The organism is Bacillus sp. URHA0034 (assembly GCF_056280405.1).
The window spans coordinates 3423114-3440462 of the sequence record NZ_JBWCDK010000002.1; the positions used below are offsets into that span (position 1 = coordinate 3423114).

The 17349-nt window shown below is 37.7% G+C and carries 17 protein-coding genes and 1 pseudogene; 16 read left to right on the forward strand and 2 right to left on the reverse strand.

Annotated features, from left to right (window positions below):
• Window positions 1-51 precede the first annotated feature (51 nt).
• On the forward strand, window positions 52-816 hold the full coding sequence (locus ACZ9EE_RS18495) for a M50 family metallopeptidase (RefSeq protein WP_476029319.1): 765 nt from the start codon (window positions 52-54) through the stop codon (window positions 814-816).
• 420 nt (window positions 817-1236) lie between these two features.
• Here the strand turns inward: ACZ9EE_RS18495 and ACZ9EE_RS18500 are convergent, their stop codons facing one another.
• Window positions 1237-2412 carry an IS256 family transposase gene (locus ACZ9EE_RS18500; RefSeq protein ID WP_476029321.1) on the reverse strand — a complete coding sequence of 392 codons (1176 nt, stop codon included), beginning with the start codon at window positions 2410-2412 and terminating at the stop codon, window positions 1237-1239.
• A 414-nt stretch (window positions 2413-2826) separates the two neighbouring features.
• Window positions 2827-3720, reverse strand: coding sequence for a nuclease-related domain-containing protein (locus ACZ9EE_RS18505; protein ID WP_476029323.1), 894 nt, complete (start codon window positions 3718-3720; stop codon window positions 2827-2829).
• Between the two features lie 238 nt (window positions 3721-3958).
• On the opposite strand from ACZ9EE_RS18505, the pseudogene ACZ9EE_RS18510 reads away from it, so the two are divergent.
• From ACZ9EE_RS18510 to ACZ9EE_RS18580, 15 genes and pseudogenes are all read left to right on the forward strand, one after another.
• Window positions 3959-4649: pseudogene (locus tag ACZ9EE_RS18510) on the forward strand (FadR/GntR family transcriptional regulator).
• Window positions 4650-4910: 261 nt separating this feature from the next.
• Complete coding sequence (locus ACZ9EE_RS18515; protein WP_476029325.1) at window positions 4911-5936, forward strand: zinc-dependent alcohol dehydrogenase; 1026 nt, start codon at window positions 4911-4913, stop codon at window positions 5934-5936.
• Window positions 5937-6051: 115 nt separating this feature from the next.
• The gene (locus ACZ9EE_RS18520) at window positions 6052-7383 is read left to right on the forward strand and encodes an MFS transporter (RefSeq protein ID WP_476029327.1); all 1332 of its coding nucleotides are present in this window, start codon (window positions 6052-6054) and stop codon (window positions 7381-7383) included.
• A gap of 226 nt (window positions 7384-7609) precedes the next feature.
• On the forward strand, window positions 7610-8461 hold the full coding sequence (locus ACZ9EE_RS18525) for a transketolase (RefSeq protein WP_476029329.1): 852 nt from the start codon (window positions 7610-7612) through the stop codon (window positions 8459-8461).
• Entirely contained in the window at window positions 8461-9414 is a 954-nt protein-coding gene (locus tag ACZ9EE_RS18530; RefSeq protein ID WP_476029331.1) for a transketolase family protein, read from the forward strand. Before ACZ9EE_RS18525 ends, ACZ9EE_RS18530 begins: the two co-directional genes overlap by 1 nt.
• Window positions 9415-9438: 24 nt before the next feature.
• Window positions 9439-10197, forward strand: coding sequence for an SDR family NAD(P)-dependent oxidoreductase (locus ACZ9EE_RS18535; protein ID WP_476029333.1), 759 nt, complete (start codon window positions 9439-9441; stop codon window positions 10195-10197).
• Window positions 10198-10248: 51 nt separating this feature from the next.
• Window positions 10249-10980 (forward strand): FadR/GntR family transcriptional regulator, encoded by a 732-nt coding sequence (locus tag ACZ9EE_RS18540; protein ID WP_476029335.1) that lies wholly within the window; start codon window positions 10249-10251, stop codon window positions 10978-10980.
• 357 nt (window positions 10981-11337) lie between these two features.
• Window positions 11338-12669 carry an MFS transporter gene (locus tag ACZ9EE_RS18545; protein WP_476029337.1) on the forward strand — a complete coding sequence of 444 codons (1332 nt, stop codon included), beginning with the start codon at window positions 11338-11340 and terminating at the stop codon, window positions 12667-12669.
• A 49-nt stretch (window positions 12670-12718) separates the two neighbouring features.
• Window positions 12719-13675: a 6-phosphofructokinase gene (gene pfkA / locus ACZ9EE_RS18550; RefSeq protein WP_476029339.1), complete on the forward strand. Its 957-nt coding sequence runs from the start codon at window positions 12719-12721 to the stop codon at window positions 13673-13675.
• A gap of 67 nt (window positions 13676-13742) precedes the next feature.
• Window positions 13743-13889: a GapA-binding peptide SR1P gene (locus tag ACZ9EE_RS18555; RefSeq protein WP_476029341.1), complete on the forward strand. Its 147-nt coding sequence runs from the start codon at window positions 13743-13745 to the stop codon at window positions 13887-13889.
• A gap of 28 nt (window positions 13890-13917) precedes the next feature.
• A complete protein-coding gene (gene rpiB, locus ACZ9EE_RS18560; RefSeq protein WP_476029343.1) occupies window positions 13918-14364 on the forward strand; it encodes a ribose 5-phosphate isomerase B in 447 nt (148 codons plus the stop codon).
• A 469-nt stretch (window positions 14365-14833) separates the two neighbouring features.
• Entirely contained in the window at window positions 14834-15274 is a 441-nt protein-coding gene (locus ACZ9EE_RS18565; RefSeq protein ID WP_476029345.1) for a PTS sugar transporter subunit IIA, read from the forward strand.
• Window positions 15252-15734 carry a PTS sugar transporter subunit IIB gene (locus tag ACZ9EE_RS18570; RefSeq protein WP_476029347.1) on the forward strand — a complete coding sequence of 161 codons (483 nt, stop codon included), beginning with the start codon at window positions 15252-15254 and terminating at the stop codon, window positions 15732-15734. The genes ACZ9EE_RS18565 and ACZ9EE_RS18570 overlap by 23 nt, the downstream gene beginning before the upstream one ends.
• A gap of 21 nt (window positions 15735-15755) precedes the next feature.
• Window positions 15756-16550, forward strand: coding sequence for a PTS mannose/fructose/sorbose/N-acetylgalactosamine transporter subunit IIC (locus ACZ9EE_RS18575; RefSeq protein ID WP_476029349.1), 795 nt, complete (start codon window positions 15756-15758; stop codon window positions 16548-16550).
• Window positions 16543-17349 carry a PTS system mannose/fructose/sorbose family transporter subunit IID gene (locus ACZ9EE_RS18580; protein WP_476029351.1) on the forward strand — a complete coding sequence of 269 codons (807 nt, stop codon included), beginning with the start codon at window positions 16543-16545 and terminating at the stop codon, window positions 17347-17349. The genes ACZ9EE_RS18575 and ACZ9EE_RS18580 overlap by 8 nt, the downstream gene beginning before the upstream one ends.

Consider the following 17349-nt stretch of genomic DNA (forward strand, 5'->3'; position numbering starts at 1 on the left):
TTACAGGCTGGTGCTTCTGTTTCTATCGACGAAAGGAGAGGAGGATGTACATTGAATACGACTACGCTGATTCTTATCTACCTGGTTGCAGCATTGGTGGGGAGCATGCTTCCTTTTATCAGGGTTTATTTAGCTCATTTTCATAACTTGGTCAATCTCGCCATAAGCGTCTGCTTGGAAGGTGGTAAAATCCGTCTATTTCGGGATGGTTCAGGCCAGACAACCGGGAGTGATATTTCACCGTTTAAAAAAGCACTCATTTCGTATGCAGGCTACACGGGTGCTTCGCTGGTCGCGATCGGTTTGTTTTATTTGGTATTGAAAGGGCACTATCATTTGGTGATTTATCTATATTTAGGGCTTAGTGTTGTTGCTTTATTGTTGTGGATTCGCAATGCCTATGGGATCCTTTGGGGACTTTCAACTGTGGTTTTGCTGGCTTTGCCGGTCTTATTCCGTTATGAAAATGTTTTGGCTTTACCTGTCCATGTTAATTTCGAAACGCTTCTCCTTCATATTGGCATATTTCTAGCATCTGTTGTGTTTATTCAATCGATGATTGGTGCGGTTCAGGTGTGTAGACAAGCTTTTATGTCGAGAAGTAATCCAAAGAGAAGGGCGGCACTGGTTCAAACGAAATTTATCCCTGCGGTGGTTTTGGGAATAATTCTGTTTGGACAGACCGTATTAGCTGGTTACTTTTTTGCTCTTAATTTTATTAGTCTTCCATTTAGTTTAGATATGGATCTAACAAATCAACTTCTTGCTGCAAAAAATGCAATTTGGTCTACAGTTATTGGGAGTTTGAAGCAGTAAGGGATAACCAAAATAGTATGGCAATCATCTCGCATTGATCGGGCTGTTTTTCGTAAAGAAAGCAGCTCTATTTTTGTAATGGGTTTAGACATTTAGTTGATAGATTTTATTGACGACCGGATCGGTATAAAAATAGGTACTTGGGTAGTCAATCGACGGTATTAACGACCGAGCAGAAGAAAAGAGAGGTACTTAGGTAGTCAATCATGCTTATTGCCGACCGAACAAGGGAAAAAAGAGGACCCTGGGTAGTCAATCGACGCTATTGCCGACTGAGCAAGGGAAAAAAGAGAGTCAAGTCCTGTATATTGTGTAAATTAATTTTCCTTATGATTACAATGTATACGCGCAATTAAGAATTTTGATGGATTGGAAGGGGGTACCCCCTTCCAATCCATCAAAATTTCGCGCGATTCGCGGCTACTTTTTTTCTTTTTCCGGCACTACTTTTTTCATAACTTGTTCTTCGGCTAAGTCCATTAAGACAGCTCCAACTAATCTAAATGCTGACTGAGTGTTAGGAAAAATACGTATTACCTTTTCTCTTCTTCTTACTTCTTGATTTAACCGCTCCAATGAATTTGTACTACGAATATATTGGTGATATTTTGAAGGTTCATTGAAATATTGGATGGCATCTTCGAAACCTTCTTCTAAGATTTTTATTGCATTTTCTAGTTTAGGATTATCCCCAAACTGATTCATAAACTCCTCTTTTAATTTCCTAGCGTCCTCAACTTTCACCCCTCCAAAAATCCTTTTTAAACCTAGCTTCACCTCATCCATATCTTTTTTCGGGAGTTTATTAAAGATATTTCGTTTAAAATGTACCGTGCAGCGTTGCCAAGTCGATCCCACAAATTCACTATCAATTGCCTTTTTTAAGCCTTTATGTGCATCAGATATTATTAATTTAGGTGCTTGTAATCCTCGTGATTGTAAGTGTTGAAAAAATCTTTGCCAGGCTTCATAGCTTTCAGAATGATCGACTTTCAATCCCAGGATTTCTCGCTCATTATTTTCAGTGATTGCAGTTGCAATATAGACTGCCTTAGAAATCACCCGGTGATATTCTCTAACCTTGATGTACATGGCATCTGCAAAGATATAGGGATAATACATCGTATTAATTGGCCTATTAGCCCATTCATTAACAACAGGATCAAGCTTTTCTGTTAGAGAGGAAACGAAAGACTTGGATACACTTTCCCCACATAACTGTTGCACGATATGCTTTACTTTTCGTGTAGAAACTCCATTCACAACCATTTCTAGCATAGAGAGGACAAATGCTTGGTCACAACGTGCATATCTTTCAAATACGGACGTTGAAAACTCACCGTTACGAGTACGTGGTACCCTTAAAGTAATTTTTCCAATACTTAATAAAAGTTCACGTTCATAGTAACCATTTCGATAGTCACGACGTTCCGGCGAACGTTCATAAGCACCAGCATTTAAATAATCATCTCTTTCCTGTTCCATTACGGAATTCAATACTAGGACGATAGAGGCTTTGATCACTGCGTCTATATCAGAGTTCATCACAGAATCTTTTAAATCATCAATATTTAGGTTAAACTGTATTTGAGTCATAATTAATTCCTCCGCATTGTTTACTTCGCCGTTAACATTGTAACCATGAGGAATTAATTTGACTCATTTTCTTTTTACACAATTATACGGACTTAATCAAAAAGAGCACCCTGGGTAGTCAATCGACGCTATTGCCGACCGAGCAAAGGAAAAAAGAGGACCCTGGGTAGTCAATCGACGCTATTGCCGACCGAGCAAGGGAAAAAAGAGGACCCTGGGTAGTCAATCGACGCTATTGCCGACCGAGCAAAGGAAAAAAGAGGACCCTGGGTAGTCAATCGACGCTATTGCCGACCGAACAAGGGAAAAAAGAGGACCCTGGGTAGTCAATCGACGCTATTGCCGACCGAGCAAGGGGAAAAAGAGCACCCTGGGTAGTCAATCGAGTAACTAAATAGAATATAAGAACATTTTTTATTCATAATACGCCCATTGACCATACCCTATCAAACTATAATTTTGTTTAAGGATTCTCCCAATTTGCTTTTTAGACTCAATAACCCTACACCACTCATAAACCAAATTAGTAGTGATTTGCATATCAGGAAATAGCAGCACTATCTCCTCTACACTTCGTAAGACAGCGGAATCAATCGTTTCCTGATGACCGTATGTTCTACATACAATCTTATCCCTTCTATCCATCGAACAATTTAACGAGTGACACACTGCACAAATAATTCCCTTTTGCAATCTATTATAGGTATAAAAAGGTAAGCGAGTATAGGGAGAGTCCGTTTGATGCATTGAAATTAACTGATCAGCAAGCATCTTATGGCGGTTAGTTAGCTTTGAAGGAATTTCATTTAATTTTTTCATAAGGCAATTAAGCTGAGTGGGGTGAATAATCGGCTCGTTTAATGGGGCTTGATATAAGGTGAAATTGGGGTTTACAAAGGTTAAGGAACCTTCAATAGGAAATTGAAAACCAAGATTTTTAAGTAAAGGGCGGAAAAGGGATTTGCTTCGCTTTAATTGGTCCAAAGGATTCTTTATTTCATCCTTAGATAATTTAGGATAGAAATTTCCTAATTCATATCTATAATCACCTTCAAAGTTTTTTACTTCATATGGGTAAATTGTTTGCTGAGAAATGATTAAGGTGTCAATTTGAAAAAATGATTTATTATGCTCGAGACACAAATCATTTAAAATGTATAAATCATTTTCCAGCTTTGATGTTAACTGGTCAAAAACCACCTCACCCTGGTATCCTTTTTCAAGGTTAGCATAATGCTGCTTGTCTTTTATAGATAACTCCATTCGTGCGTTTAAAGAGATCAAGGTCCTTAATTCTTTTGATTTCATACGCGTCTTGTATGGGTGCATATCAGACTTCCTTTCCTATTTTTTAAAATACTCCTCATTAATTTTACAAAAAACTATTAAATAAGTGTTTGAATACTTTGTTAAAATTGATTAAGAATTGGGTTAAACCTTTAAAGTATTTAGTTGATTGCCCTTTTGATAAAAATTCATTATAATTAAACATGTCTAATTACTCACTTAGAATACAACATACAAAGTGTAGAAAGAGGTGATTATTATGAATTTTAATCCAGTATCCAGCAAGAAATTATATATGCAAATTTATAATCAAATTCTTTCAGAAATTCAATCGGGTTCATTTAAAATAGGTGATAAACTGCCAGCTGAAAGAGAACTATGCGAAATGTTTGGTGTAAGTCGTGCTCCAATTCGACAGGCATTGAGCGCTCTGGAATTAAATGGAATCATTTATTCCCGTCAAGGCGAAGGCGTTTATGTGAAAAGCAATCAGCTTGCAACCGATCAATCCTTCTTTAAATCCATCACCCCTGAAGATATTGTTGAGGCAAGAATGAACATCGAGCCACTTATTGTTAAATTTGCAGCCCAAAGAGCAACGGATGAAGACATTGAGGAGCTTCGTTCAACCATAAAACAGATGGAGGACGAAACAAAGGCTGGTGTATACGTACCAGAAACAGACGAGAAATTACATTGTAGTATTGCCCAAGGCCTCTCATAATGATTTATTTATTAACATCATGGCTGCTATTATCAACGCGATGAAACAACAGGAAATGTGGAAATTTATTCGAGACCGGACCGTAACTCGACCGGATTACCGGGACGTGAATTTCAGGGAACATCAATTACTTATTAAGGCAATTGAGGATCGCAACGAAAAAGAAGCAGTGAAAATTATGACTAACCATATGCAAAATTTATATGATCGGTATTGGAAGGATTAGATTGACCAAAAAAGTTGTTTTAAAACCTTCAAGTGCCAAATACCTGAATTCCCCATAAAAAAATGGGGAATTTTTTTAGTTTCTATTGGCTCTAATTCCTTGTTGTTCATCATGGTAATTATTCAAAGCTATTAGATTATTTTAACAACTTATTGACAAACAAAATCAAGAAAAGTATATTTAGTACATAACATCTTAGTAGACAAGTGAACAAGAGGACAAGTGAAAGGGAATGAAAAACATTAAAAAAAGGGGGAGAATATGAGAGCAGCAGTCATCGATAAGCCATTTTCAATTCGTTTACAAAAGGTTAGTTCACCGGTAATAAAGCATGCAAATGAGGTCAAGATTCAAGTAGTTGTAACGGGAATATGCGGTTCAGAAATTCATGCCTACCACGGGACACATCCTTTTCGAATCCCACCAGTCATATCAGGACATGAACTTGCAGGGATGGTTGTAGAAACAGGGTCAGAAGTCAAGGGGGTCTCAGTGGGGGACCGCGTTACCGTGGAACCTCATTATGGATGTGGTGTTTGCAGATCTTGTAAAGCTGGAAATTATCATATTTGTAAAGAAAAAAGAGTGTTAGGTACACAAGAATGGATCGGTTCTTTCGGTGAATATATCGTTGTTCCGGAAAACACAATTGTAAAGCTACCAGATAATATCTCCTATGAACAGGGAGCCCTAATCGAACCCCTTGCAGTGGGCGTTCATGCTGTTAGAAAGGCTGGAGTAGGTCACAACGATAAAGTGGCTATTCTCGGGGCTGGTCCAATAGGTTTAGGTCTAATGATCGCTGCAAAAAACGCAGGGGCAACCAAGCTCTTCATAACAGATGCGGTGGATTATAATTTAGATATTGCAAAAAGACTGGGTGCCACTTTTCCCATTAATACCACTTATGAGGATGCAGTTGAAAGAATATTGAAAGAGACAGATGGTGAAGGTGTAGACACAGTATTTATTGCGGTTGGAATTCAATCTGTCCTGAATGATTCTTTCAAAATCGTTAAAAGGGGCGGGAAAGTATCCGATGTTGCTCTTTTTGGAAAGAAACCAGAAATTGATATTTCTTACATTCAAAATAAAGAAATTGAATTAGTTGGATCCAACATGTATGTGAGAGAAGATTTTGAGATTGCAGCAGAGGCAATAGCAGCCAATTTATTTGATACCTCTTTGTTTATAACAAAAGTTGTGCCCATTGAAGAGATCAAGGATGCTATGAATCTAGTTGACCAAAAATTAGAGAATGTTATAAAGGTTTTATTGAAATTTTAAATGTTCTATATTTTTGTAGCTTCGATCTTTTGGAAAAAAAAGAAATAAAAGTTTTTTAAACTGTTTTATGTAAGGGGTTGCAAAGATTCTAGAGGGAATGATAGGAGGAATTATTTTGGATATACTTCAATTAGAACGTTCAACTACTAAAAAGGTTACGTTAAGATTAATTCCGTTTTTATTTTTATGTTTTACAATCTCGATACTAGATCGGGTAAATATTGGATTTGCAGCACTACAAATGAACCAAGATTTAGGTTTTTCTAATGCGGTGTTTGGATTTGGGGCAGGGATCTTTTTCTTTGGTTATTTCCTTTTAGAGGTCCCGGGCAGTGCTATTATGACGAAAATCGGCCCAAGAAAATGGATTAGTAGAATCATGGTTACATGGGCTATCATTGCCATTTTTATGGCTTTTGTAAAAACGCCCATGCAATTTTATACAGCACGATTTCTTTTAGGTGTTGCAGAGGCTAGTTTTTATCCATGTATGGTATTTTATTTAAGCGGTTTTTATCAAACCAAACATCATGCAAAGGCAATTGCCGGATTTATGATTGCTATACCAGGTGCGAATGCATTAGGTTCACCACTTTCTACTTTCCTACTAGGAGTCCACTGGTTAGGCTTGGAGGGATGGCAATGGATGTTTATTATGGAAGCGATTCCAGCTGTGATCTTAGGCATTGTATGCTATTTCTATCTTGATGATAAAATTGAAGCTGTAAAATGGCTAAATAAAAGTGAGAAAGAATGGTTAATTGATATTACAACAAAAGAGAAACTTCAAAAACAGGAAGTCAAACACTATACTTTCTTGCAAGCTTTAAAGGATCGTGATGTTTTAATCTTATCTATCGGATATTTTTGCTGGATGATTGGCTATTACGGAATTGTCATGTTTTTACCAACCATTTCAAAAGGTTTAACGGAAGCCACATCCCTTAGTACTCAATCAATGGGTTGGGTTTTAGGGTTCATGTATGTTTGTGCTATGGTTACGATGATTCTAGTAGGTAACCACTCCGACAAAAAGAACGAGCGACGCTGGCATGTTGCCGTTTGTTTAACAACCAGTGCCATTGCAATGATCATTAGCAGCTTGGTGGCAAATACTAGTATTGTTTTATCATTTGTCTTTTTAACAATCGCTCTTTGTGGAGCATTTGGCGCATACTCTCCATTCTGGTCGATTCCTCCATCTTTCTTAACGGAGGCAGCAGCTGCAGGGGCTATTGCACTAATTAACAGTATAGGGAATCTTGGCGGATTCTTTGGACCCTACATTGTTGGGTATATTAAAGATGCAACAGGATCATTTAATGCTAGTATGATTTTCTTGGGTGTAAGTATGGTAATAGGCTCTTGTATTGTTGTTTTCTTAGTGAAACAGTCAGGCAAGGTTTTAAAGACCAATGTCGAAAATAAATTGGAAAAGTCTAGTTGAAAAGATTATTAATCTAGTCGTCTCGAACCTTCGGATCACAATTTTTGTGACCGGAGGTTTTTTGTTATCTAGGTGAGTTTTTATAAATTTTCTAATTTATTAATTTTATTTAAAAAACCGTATTGACAAATATGATAGCGGTGATATACTGAGTTCATAAGTTAACTTAGTAGACAAGTAGACAACATTATAACAAAGCGATCTTAAATCTGAAAAGGTTATCAAAATGAATGAGGTGACTGGTATGAAAGACATTGGTATCGAAGAATTAAAGCAAAAAGCAATTGAAATGAGAAAAACAGCTCTTACGATGATACACGAAGCTCAATCAGGGCATCCAGGAGGCTCCTTATCTGCAGCCGATGTGGTAACGGCACTTTATTTTAAGGAAATGAATATTGATCCGGATAATCCTCAATGGGAAGATCGTGATCGGTTTGTTTTATCGAAAGGGCATGTGTGTCCGATCCAATACTCTGCGTTAGCTTTAACAGGTTTTGTACCATATGACACCATTTACACGTTAAGAAAGTTTGGTTCTCCGTTCCAAGGACATCCAGATATGAAAAAGTGCCCAGGTATTGATATTTCGACAGGGTCTTTAGGACAGGGACTTTCTTGTGCAGTTGGTATGGCACTGGGAGGCAAAAGGGATTCAAAGACTTACAGAGTTTTCGCTATGTTAGGAGACGGAGAGTGTCAAGAAGGCCAAATTTGGGAAGCTGCACAAAGTGCTGTTAAATATCAGTTAGATAATTTAGTTGTATTCGTTGATGACAATGGATTGCAAATTGATGGTACAACCGAAGAAATTATGCCAAACCAAGATTTAGAAAAGAAATTTGAGGCATTCGGTTTTGAAACGAAAAGAATCAATGGACATTCAATGGAAGAGATTGTAGAAACATTAGATTCTATTCGCGAGGCTAAAAATGGAAAGCCAAAATGTATCGTACTTAACACGGTAAAAGGTAAGGGAGTATCTTTTATGGAGCATTCAGTTGGATGGCATGGTGTTGCTCCTAATGATGGCGAGTATCTTACAGCTATAGAAGAAGTAATGGGGGGGTTAAAATAATGAGCTTAATGGAGAAAGATATTTTAGTCAAAAAAGCTACCCGAGAAGCCTTCGGTGATGAAATTGTACGATTAGGAAAAAAGAATAAGAATATTTATGTAGTGGATATTGATATTGGTAAGTCATGTAAGACGACAGAATTCGCCAAGCAATTTCCAAATCAACATGTGAATGTCGGTATAGCCGAACAAAATGCAGCTGGTTTAGCAGCTGGACTTGCGACAACAGGTAAAATCCCTTTTGTAAGCACTTACGCTGTATTTGGTTCATTAAGAATGGCAGAGCAGGTCAGACAAGAAATTTGTTACCCTAACCTAAATGTAAAGATTGCTTGTTCTCATGGCGGACTTACTCCAGCGAATGACGGGGCAAGTCATCAAAGTATTGAAGATATGGGTGTACTAAGAACCATCCCAAATATGACGGTCATTATGGGTGCTGACTATTATTCTACTAGGAAATTAATCGAACAAGCAGCTGAAATGTATGGTCCGGTATATCTTCGTTTTACGAGAGATACTGTTCCGGTTTTATATGATGAAAATGAGGAATTTACGATTGGAAAAGCAAAGCAGATCAAGGATGGGGAAGATATCGCGATTATTGCAAACGGTGACACGGTCTACCTCGCCTTAGAAGCCGCAAAGCAATTAGAAAAAGAGGGTATTTCAGTAAAACTATTAGACATGCACACAATAAAACCTTTGGATCGCGATGCAGTCCTTGAATGTCTAAATATTGGAAAAATCATCACAGTTGAAGACCATAATATTTTAAATGGTCTAGGAAGTGCAGTATGTGAAGTAGTCGCCGAGGAAGGCAAGGGGATTGTAAGAAGAATTGGAGTTCAAGATCAGTTTGGTCAGTCAGCCCCATATGAAAAGTTGTTAGAGCTAAATGGTATTACGATAGAAAATATTATTTCTACAGCTAAAGAATTAGTAAAAAAATAATCAATTTTTGAGGAGAGAAGAAACATGTTTGAATTAGATAATAGAGTAGCGATCGTTACAGGCAGTGGTTCAAAAAAGGGGATTGGACGCACAATTGCTTTAACCCTTGCAAAACAAGGAGCAGCAGTGGTTATCGCTGACCTTAACATAGATGGCGTTCATGAAGTCGTTAATGAGATTAAAGAAGCTGGCGGAAAAGCTTTAGGAGTTGAATTAAATGTAACCAGCAAAGAATCGAATGAAGCGATGGTAGAAAAAGTTCTACAAACCTATGGCAGAATTGATATCCTTGTGAATAATGCTGGAATTTCACAAAAGGTAACCGTTGAAGATATGACATATGAGGACATCAACCGGGTATTTAATGTAAACATGTTTGGCCTGTTCCTATGCACCCAAGCTGTACTAAAAACGATGAAAGAACAAAAGTATGGCCGAATCGTTAGTCTTTCCTCCGTTTCCGCTAAACGAGGAGGCGGAGTATTTGGCGGGCCGCACTATTCTGCTTCAAAGGCTGCCGTATTAGGATTCTCTAAGAATCTTGCTCGTGAAGTTGCCGTTGATGGAATCACCGTAAACTGTGTGGCACCAGGTCTTGTTAATACAGATATTTGGAAGTCCCTTCCTGAAGATGAAGCAAAGAAGGTGATCGACGGAATTCCAATGGGAAGACCAGGTGAGACTGAAGAGATTGCGGCAACTATTGCCTTCTTATCTTCACAAGAAGCATCCTATATTACAGGGGAAGAAATTGATATTAACGGCGGTTCACACATGGATTAATTTAATCCATACTGTACAGGCATTCCAGTCAGGAATGCCTGTGTAATTTCAATGTCCACTATACAGAGAGGAGTGGTTGTTATCAATTTCAATCCAGTTGCAAGTAAGAAATTATATATGCAAATTTATCATCAAATCCTTTCTGAAATCGAATTAGGCTCATTTAAAAAAGGTGATAAACTGCCTGCCGAAAGAGAGCTGTGTGAACAATTCGGTGTAAGCCGTGTTCCCATTCGACAGGCCCTAAGTGCATTAGAATTGAATGGTTTTTTATATTCCCGTCAAGGTGAAGGTGTTTATGTGAAAAGTAATCAAATTACACCTGATCATTCTGAATCGGCCATTTTTTTTAAATCGATATCCCCAGAAGATATTGTGGAGGTAAGGATGACGATAGAGCCTCTCATTATAAAGTTTGCAGCAGAAAGAGCAACTGATGAAGACATCGAGGAACTTCGTTCGACCATCAAAGAGATGGAGAAAGAAACAATGGCTGGAGTTTATGTACCAGAAACAGACCACAAATTACATTTTAGTATTGCGAAGGCCTCTCATAATGACTTATTTATTAACATTATGGCAGCTATTAGTAATGCAATGAAACAACAAGAAATGTGGAAATTTATTCGAGATCGAACGGTCACTCGACCGGATTATCGAGACATTAATTTTTATGAGCATCAATTACTTATAAAAGCCATTGAGGATCACAACGAAAAAGAGGCAGTGGAAGTCATGAATAAACATATGAAAAACTTATATGATCGTTACTGGAAAGATTAGATCTATTCAGTTTTCACTCCGAAATCGTATTGACAACCCTTACATACAAAGATATACTTAATGCAAAAAAGGGAACTTAGTATACAAGTAGACAAAGTGTACAGAGAGCGACTATGCAGAAATTTTATATTTATATAATAGAAGATTATGATAGTCGCCATATCTATTTGTATTTACGGAGTAAGTTTAAAGTTTTTTGGAAGCGTTTGATGTATGGGTTTGCAAAAGTTTGAAGATTAGTATTTTTAAATCTTTCTTAGAGGAACTATCTTTTAAAGGTGAATTTAATTCCCTGCAACCTTTAATGAGATGATGGCATGGAATAAGGAAGGGACAACAACATAAGGGGGAATTATTTTGGATCAACTTGCACTAGAGCGTTCAACTACTAAAAAAGTTACGTTAAGATTAATTCCATTTCTGTTTCTATGTTTTTCAATATCCGTACTTGATAGGGTGAATATTGGATATGCTGCCCTGCAAATAAACAAAGATTTAGGTTTTTCGAATGCAATCTTCGGATTCGGAGCCGGAATTTTTTTCCTTGGATATTTCCTCTTAGAGGTACCAGGCAGCGCGATGATGGCAAAAGTTGGACCGAGAAAATGGATTAGTAGAATCATGGTTACATGGGGCATCCTGGCCTTTTTAGAAACTTTTGTCCATACTCCGATTCAATTTTATACAGTACGATTTCTTTTAGGTATTGCTGAGGCAAGCTTTTATCCATGTATGGTATCTTATTTAAGCGGTTTTTATCAAACGAAACATCATGCAAAAGCGATTGCTGGATTTATGGTGGCCATACCAAGTACAAATGCGATCGGTGCTTTATTATGTACTTTCTTGCTAAACGTTAACTGGTTTGGTTTGGCAGGATGGCAATGGTTGTTTATTTCTGAAGCGATTCCGTCTGTCATCTTGGGTGTTATCTGTTATTTCTATCTTGACGATCAAATTGAAGAAGTAAAATGGTTGAACAAAGACGAGAAAAGATGGTTAATTGACGTTACAACAAAAGAGAAACTTGAAAAGCAGCAAGTGAAACACTACACCTTCCTGCAGGCTTTAAAAGATCGTGACGTTCTCATTTTAGCAGCTGGATATTTTTGCTGGATGGTTGGATATTACGGGATTAACATGTTTTTACCAACAATTGCAAAAGGTTTATCTGAAAAAATATCTCTTAGCACTCAAAGTATGGGCTGGATTTTATTTCCTATGTATATTTGTGCCGTGGCGACGATGATTCTAGTTGGCAACCATTCAGATAAGAAGAATGAGAGACGTTGGCATGTAGCTGCATGTTTAACCATAAGTGCGATTGCGATGATTGTTAGCAGCTATATTGCCAATGCAAGCATTGTCTTATCATTTGTATTTCTAACCATTGCACTATGTGGAGCATTTGGAGCATACGCACCATTTTGGGCCATTCCACCTTCTTTCTTAACTGGAGCTGCAGCTGGAGGCGCCATTGCCCTTATCAATAGTATTGGAAATCTTGGTGGATTTTTTGGACCTTACATTGTTGGCTATATTAAAGATACAACAGGTTCCTTTAATATTAGTATGATTTTCTTAGGTGTGAGTATGATTATCGGTTCTTGTATTATTGTTTTCTTGATAAAACAGTCAGGAAAGATCAAGAGTAGGAAATTTGAAAAAGAACTGAAAAAAATAAGTTGAGAAAATCAATCCATACTTAATTTGATATCGTGTAAGAGGTGTGTTGGTCATGAAAAATTTAGGGGTCCTAACAAGTGGCGGAGATGCCCCAGGAATGAATGCCGCTATAAGGGCAGTAGTAAAAGCAGCAAGTCACTATCATGTGAAAGTAATGGGGATACAGTGTGGCTTCCAAGGTTTAATTGACGGTAAAATTCATCGATTAACTTCCCAAGAGGTAGAAGGTATTGCTGATCGTGGCGGAACGATATTAAAAACGTCAAGATCCTTAGAATTCATGGAGGAAACAGGGCGAAAAAAGGCTCTTAAAATATTAAAAAATTTTGAAATAGATTCCTTGATTGTCATAGGTGGGGAAGGGTCTTTAAAGGGAGCCGAAAAATTACATGAACTGGGTATTAAAGTGGTCGGAATACCTGGAACCATTGACAATGATTTAGCTTATACAGATTATTCAATTGGATTTGATACCACTTTAAATACGGTATTGGAGTGTATCGGTAAAATTAAAGATACTGATTATTCGCATGATAAAACAACGATTGTTGAAGTGATGGGAAGGTATTGTGGCGATTTAGCTTTATATTCTGCTTTAGCAGGCGGAGGTGAAATCATATCTACGCCAGAAAGACCATTGGATTTATATTCCATGTGTTCAGAATTAAGTTCTAGAATTAGTAGTGGAAAAAAGGATAACCTCGTTATCGTTACAGAAAGAATGTATGATTTGCAGGACATGCAGCACTATATTGAAAAGAAGTTAAACATTAGTGTAAGAACTACCTCATTAGGGTTCATCCAAAGAGGCGGAAATGCATCAGCATTTGATCGGGTATTAGCAAGTAATATGGGTGTTACCGCAGTCGAACTGCTGATAAATGGAAATTCGGGTCTAGCTGTTGGAATGAAAGAAAATAAAATCATTCATAAAGAACTTGGCTGCGTAAATTCCGAGATAGCTGATAAGCAGGATAAATATAGATTACTAGAAAAGCTTTTATGCTAGAAAAAGTATAGCCCTTAGTTGTGTTTATCAAAAAGGTTTTAATTAACAAAAGTTAAGGGGGAAGAGAATGATGGGTGAGAAACTAATTGAAAAACAAGATACGATTATATGTCAAATGTGTGAAGAAGTAATTGATACTGTTGATAGCACTGAAGGCGTTAAAACATGGTACGGAATCTGTCAAAATTGTTCCCAGGAGAAGAAAGAAGATTAATATCAATAGACTGTTGGAGGGTAGTAAAATGAAAGTAGCGATTGCATCTGATCACGGCGGTATAAATATTCGCCATGAGATCATCTCATTGTTGGAAGAGATGAATATGGAGTACATAGATTTAGGTTGTGATTGTAACACCTCGGTTGATTATCCAGATTATGCTATTCCTGTTGCGGAAAAGGTAGCAAGTGGTCAAGTAGAGCGAGGTATTTTAATTTGTGGTACAGGAATTGGAATGAGTATTTCGGCAAACAAAGTAAAGGGAATACGCTGTGCACTGGTGCACGATACATTTAGTGCTAGAGCAACAAGAGAGCATAACAATTCCAATATATTAGCAATGGGAGAGCGTGTCATCGGTCCAGGTTTAGCTCGTGATATCGCAAAAATATGGTTAACAACCCCTTTTGAAGGTGACAGGCACGCAAATCGTGTCAATAAAATAAAAGAATATGAAGAAATAAACTTTTAGGAAGCGAGGGGACGGTTCTCTTGCTTCCTCCAGAGTCTAATGCAGAACCCCTTTCGCTAATCATGCGAAGGGGGTTTATTAGTTAGTTATTATCAGCATATATTCTAAAATCGGAGCACAAGAACCGTCCCCATGCTCCCATTGACAACCGAGTAACGGTTCCTGTCGTGGACAACTTTATTCCGGACACTGATACCGCCTCTAGAGACAAGGCTGGAAATTCGCTTTTTTAATAACAAAACCCAAATGGTTGGTGGAAGCACACAAAAGATTTACGATGATAAACAATGCCAATAGTGTGTTAAAAGGAAATTTTAGTGTGCAATGATGGTTTTGTCTAACGATACCTAATGGGTTAAAACTGTTGCAACTAAAGGAATTAGACAAATAATTTGAAAAATTTTGAGCATGCCATAATTTTGGCATGCTTCTTGCATTATAAAAGGTAAGAAATGAAGGAGGTTATGAAATGAGGCATTTTTTGATTGCCACACATGGAGAGTTGTCTAAAGCATTTATTGAAACAATGGAATTAATAGCAGGTAAAACAACGAATGTTTCATACTTTGGAATGACTAAACTAAAATCTGGTGATTCCGCAAAGGAGGAATTGAAAAAGATTTTAACCACCAAAAAAGAGGATGAACATTTTATTGTATTAACTGATGTTTTTGGTGGAAGCGTCACAAATATTTGCACTGAGCTCCTGATGGATTTTAAAGACTTTGATATTATTACAGGTTTAAACCTCCCAATGATGCTTACCTTAATTCTATCAGGCGATGAACTTAGTATAGAGGACATGATTGAAGAAGGTGTTCGCTCTGCTAAGGAAGGCATCATTCATATTAATAAATTACTAGAAGCACAGAAAGGAAGTAAGGAAGATGATCTCATTATTACGGATTGACGATCGTTTAATTCATGGACAGGTAGCATATGGATGGAGCAAGGCACTTGAGATCAATGTAATTCTCGTCGTAAACGATGAAGCCCAAAACGACGCGATGAAGGCAATGGCCTTAAATTTGGCAAAGCCAGATAGTGTTAAATTATATATCCGGGGAGTACAGGAATCAGGTGAAATTGTTAAAAAATTCGCCGAATCCCAAAAAAGTAAAGTATTAGTTCTCGTGAAGAACACAGAGGACGCACTGGCACTTGTAAAAAGTTCAGGGGGCGTTTTAAAAGAAATTAATGTAGGCGGGTTGCGTTTTTCAGAAGGGAAACGGAAGCTAACCGACTTAGTCGCTGTAGATGACCAAGATTTAGCCAATTTTAAAGAGATGGAAGACAGTGGTGTTGAATTAGAATTTAGGATGTTACCTCGGGACAAGAAAAAAAATCTTAAAGACTTACTAAAAAATTAACAGGAAAAAGGGGGATATAAAATGGTTTCGCAAGCAATTATGCTAGGAATTGTTGCAGGAATTGGCATTTTGGACAGCCGGATTTTTGGTGCCCTCATGCTCGAACGTCCTCTCGTTACCGGATTATTAGTTGGATTGGTTCTTGGAGATGTCAAGCAGGGTGTGATAATCGGGGCACAGCTTGAGTTAATTTGGATGGGGATTGCAGGAATTGGTGCATCAACTCCTCCGGATGTTGTAACAGGCGGGGTACTTGGAACTGCATTTGCTATTTTAACCGGGAAAGGACCGGAGGTAGCGTTGGTTATTGCTGTTCCGATCGCTGTGTTAGCTCAATCTTTAGGGGTTTTGGTACGTATCGTTAATGGCTATTTTATGCATAAAGCAGAAAAATTTGCTGCGAAGGCCGATTTCCGTGGTGTGACATTGATGATGTGGATTCCACCAGTATTGTTTTTCCTAAGCGTTTTTATTCCCACCTCTTTAGCCATTATTTTAGGGGCAGACCAAGTGAAAGGCTTAATAAATGCAGTCCCTAAAACGATACTTGATGGATTAGGAGTTGCTGGCAATCTGCTTCCGGCCGTCGGATTTGCCTTATTGCTTGATATGCTATATTCGAAAAAAATGGCAGTATTTTTCTTCCTTGGATTTTTGGCAGCCTCTTACCTCGGATTAAATATTACAGCGATTGCCTTATTTGGAGCTTGTATTGCAATAATTATTCATATTGTTATTAATAATAAAACGGCCGAGGTTGGCAATGGTGCTATGGCAATTAATAATTTAACGGAAGGAGAGATTGACTTTGACTGAGAAAAAGGTGACGAAAAAAGAACTTCGCCAAGTTTTTTGGAGATCGCTAGCCCTTCAAGGTGCGTTCAACTACGAACGGATGCAAAATATGGGATATGTATACGCAATGATTCCCGTTATCAAAAAACTGTATACGAAACAAGATGATCAGGTAAAGGCGTTAAATCGCCATTTGGAGATTTTTAACACGACACCTGCCATTTCAACAACAATAATGGGTATTTCAGCAGCAATGGAAGAACAAAACGCAAACAATGAAGGCTTCGATGACAATTCCATCAATGCGGTAAAAGCATCTTTAATGGGCCCACTTGCCGGAATTGGAGACTCTTTATTCTGGGGCACGTTCAGAGTCATCGCAGCAGGGATTGGGATTTCCCTTGCGACAAAAGGAAATATCTTTGGCCCTATTCTGTTCTTACTTTTATACAATATTCCGCACTTATTCGTAAGAATCGCGGGATTAAGATTAGGGTACCGGGTAGGAGTATCTTCCCTTGAGAAAATTCAAAAAGAAGGCTTGATGGAAAAAATAATGGCGATTGCGACAACTATTGGTCTAGTTGTAGTCGGGGGAATGGTAGCCACGATGTTAAATGTAAAAACCCCACTTCATTTGAATATCAATGGAGCAAAAGTAGTCGTTCAAGACATATTGAATCAAATTTTTCCAAACATGTTGCCATTATTAATAACCTTTGCAGTATTTACATTAATGAAACGAAAAGTGAGTATCACTAAACTAACACTAGGGATAATTATCGGCGGAATATTGATTCACTGGGCCGGTATTTTATAA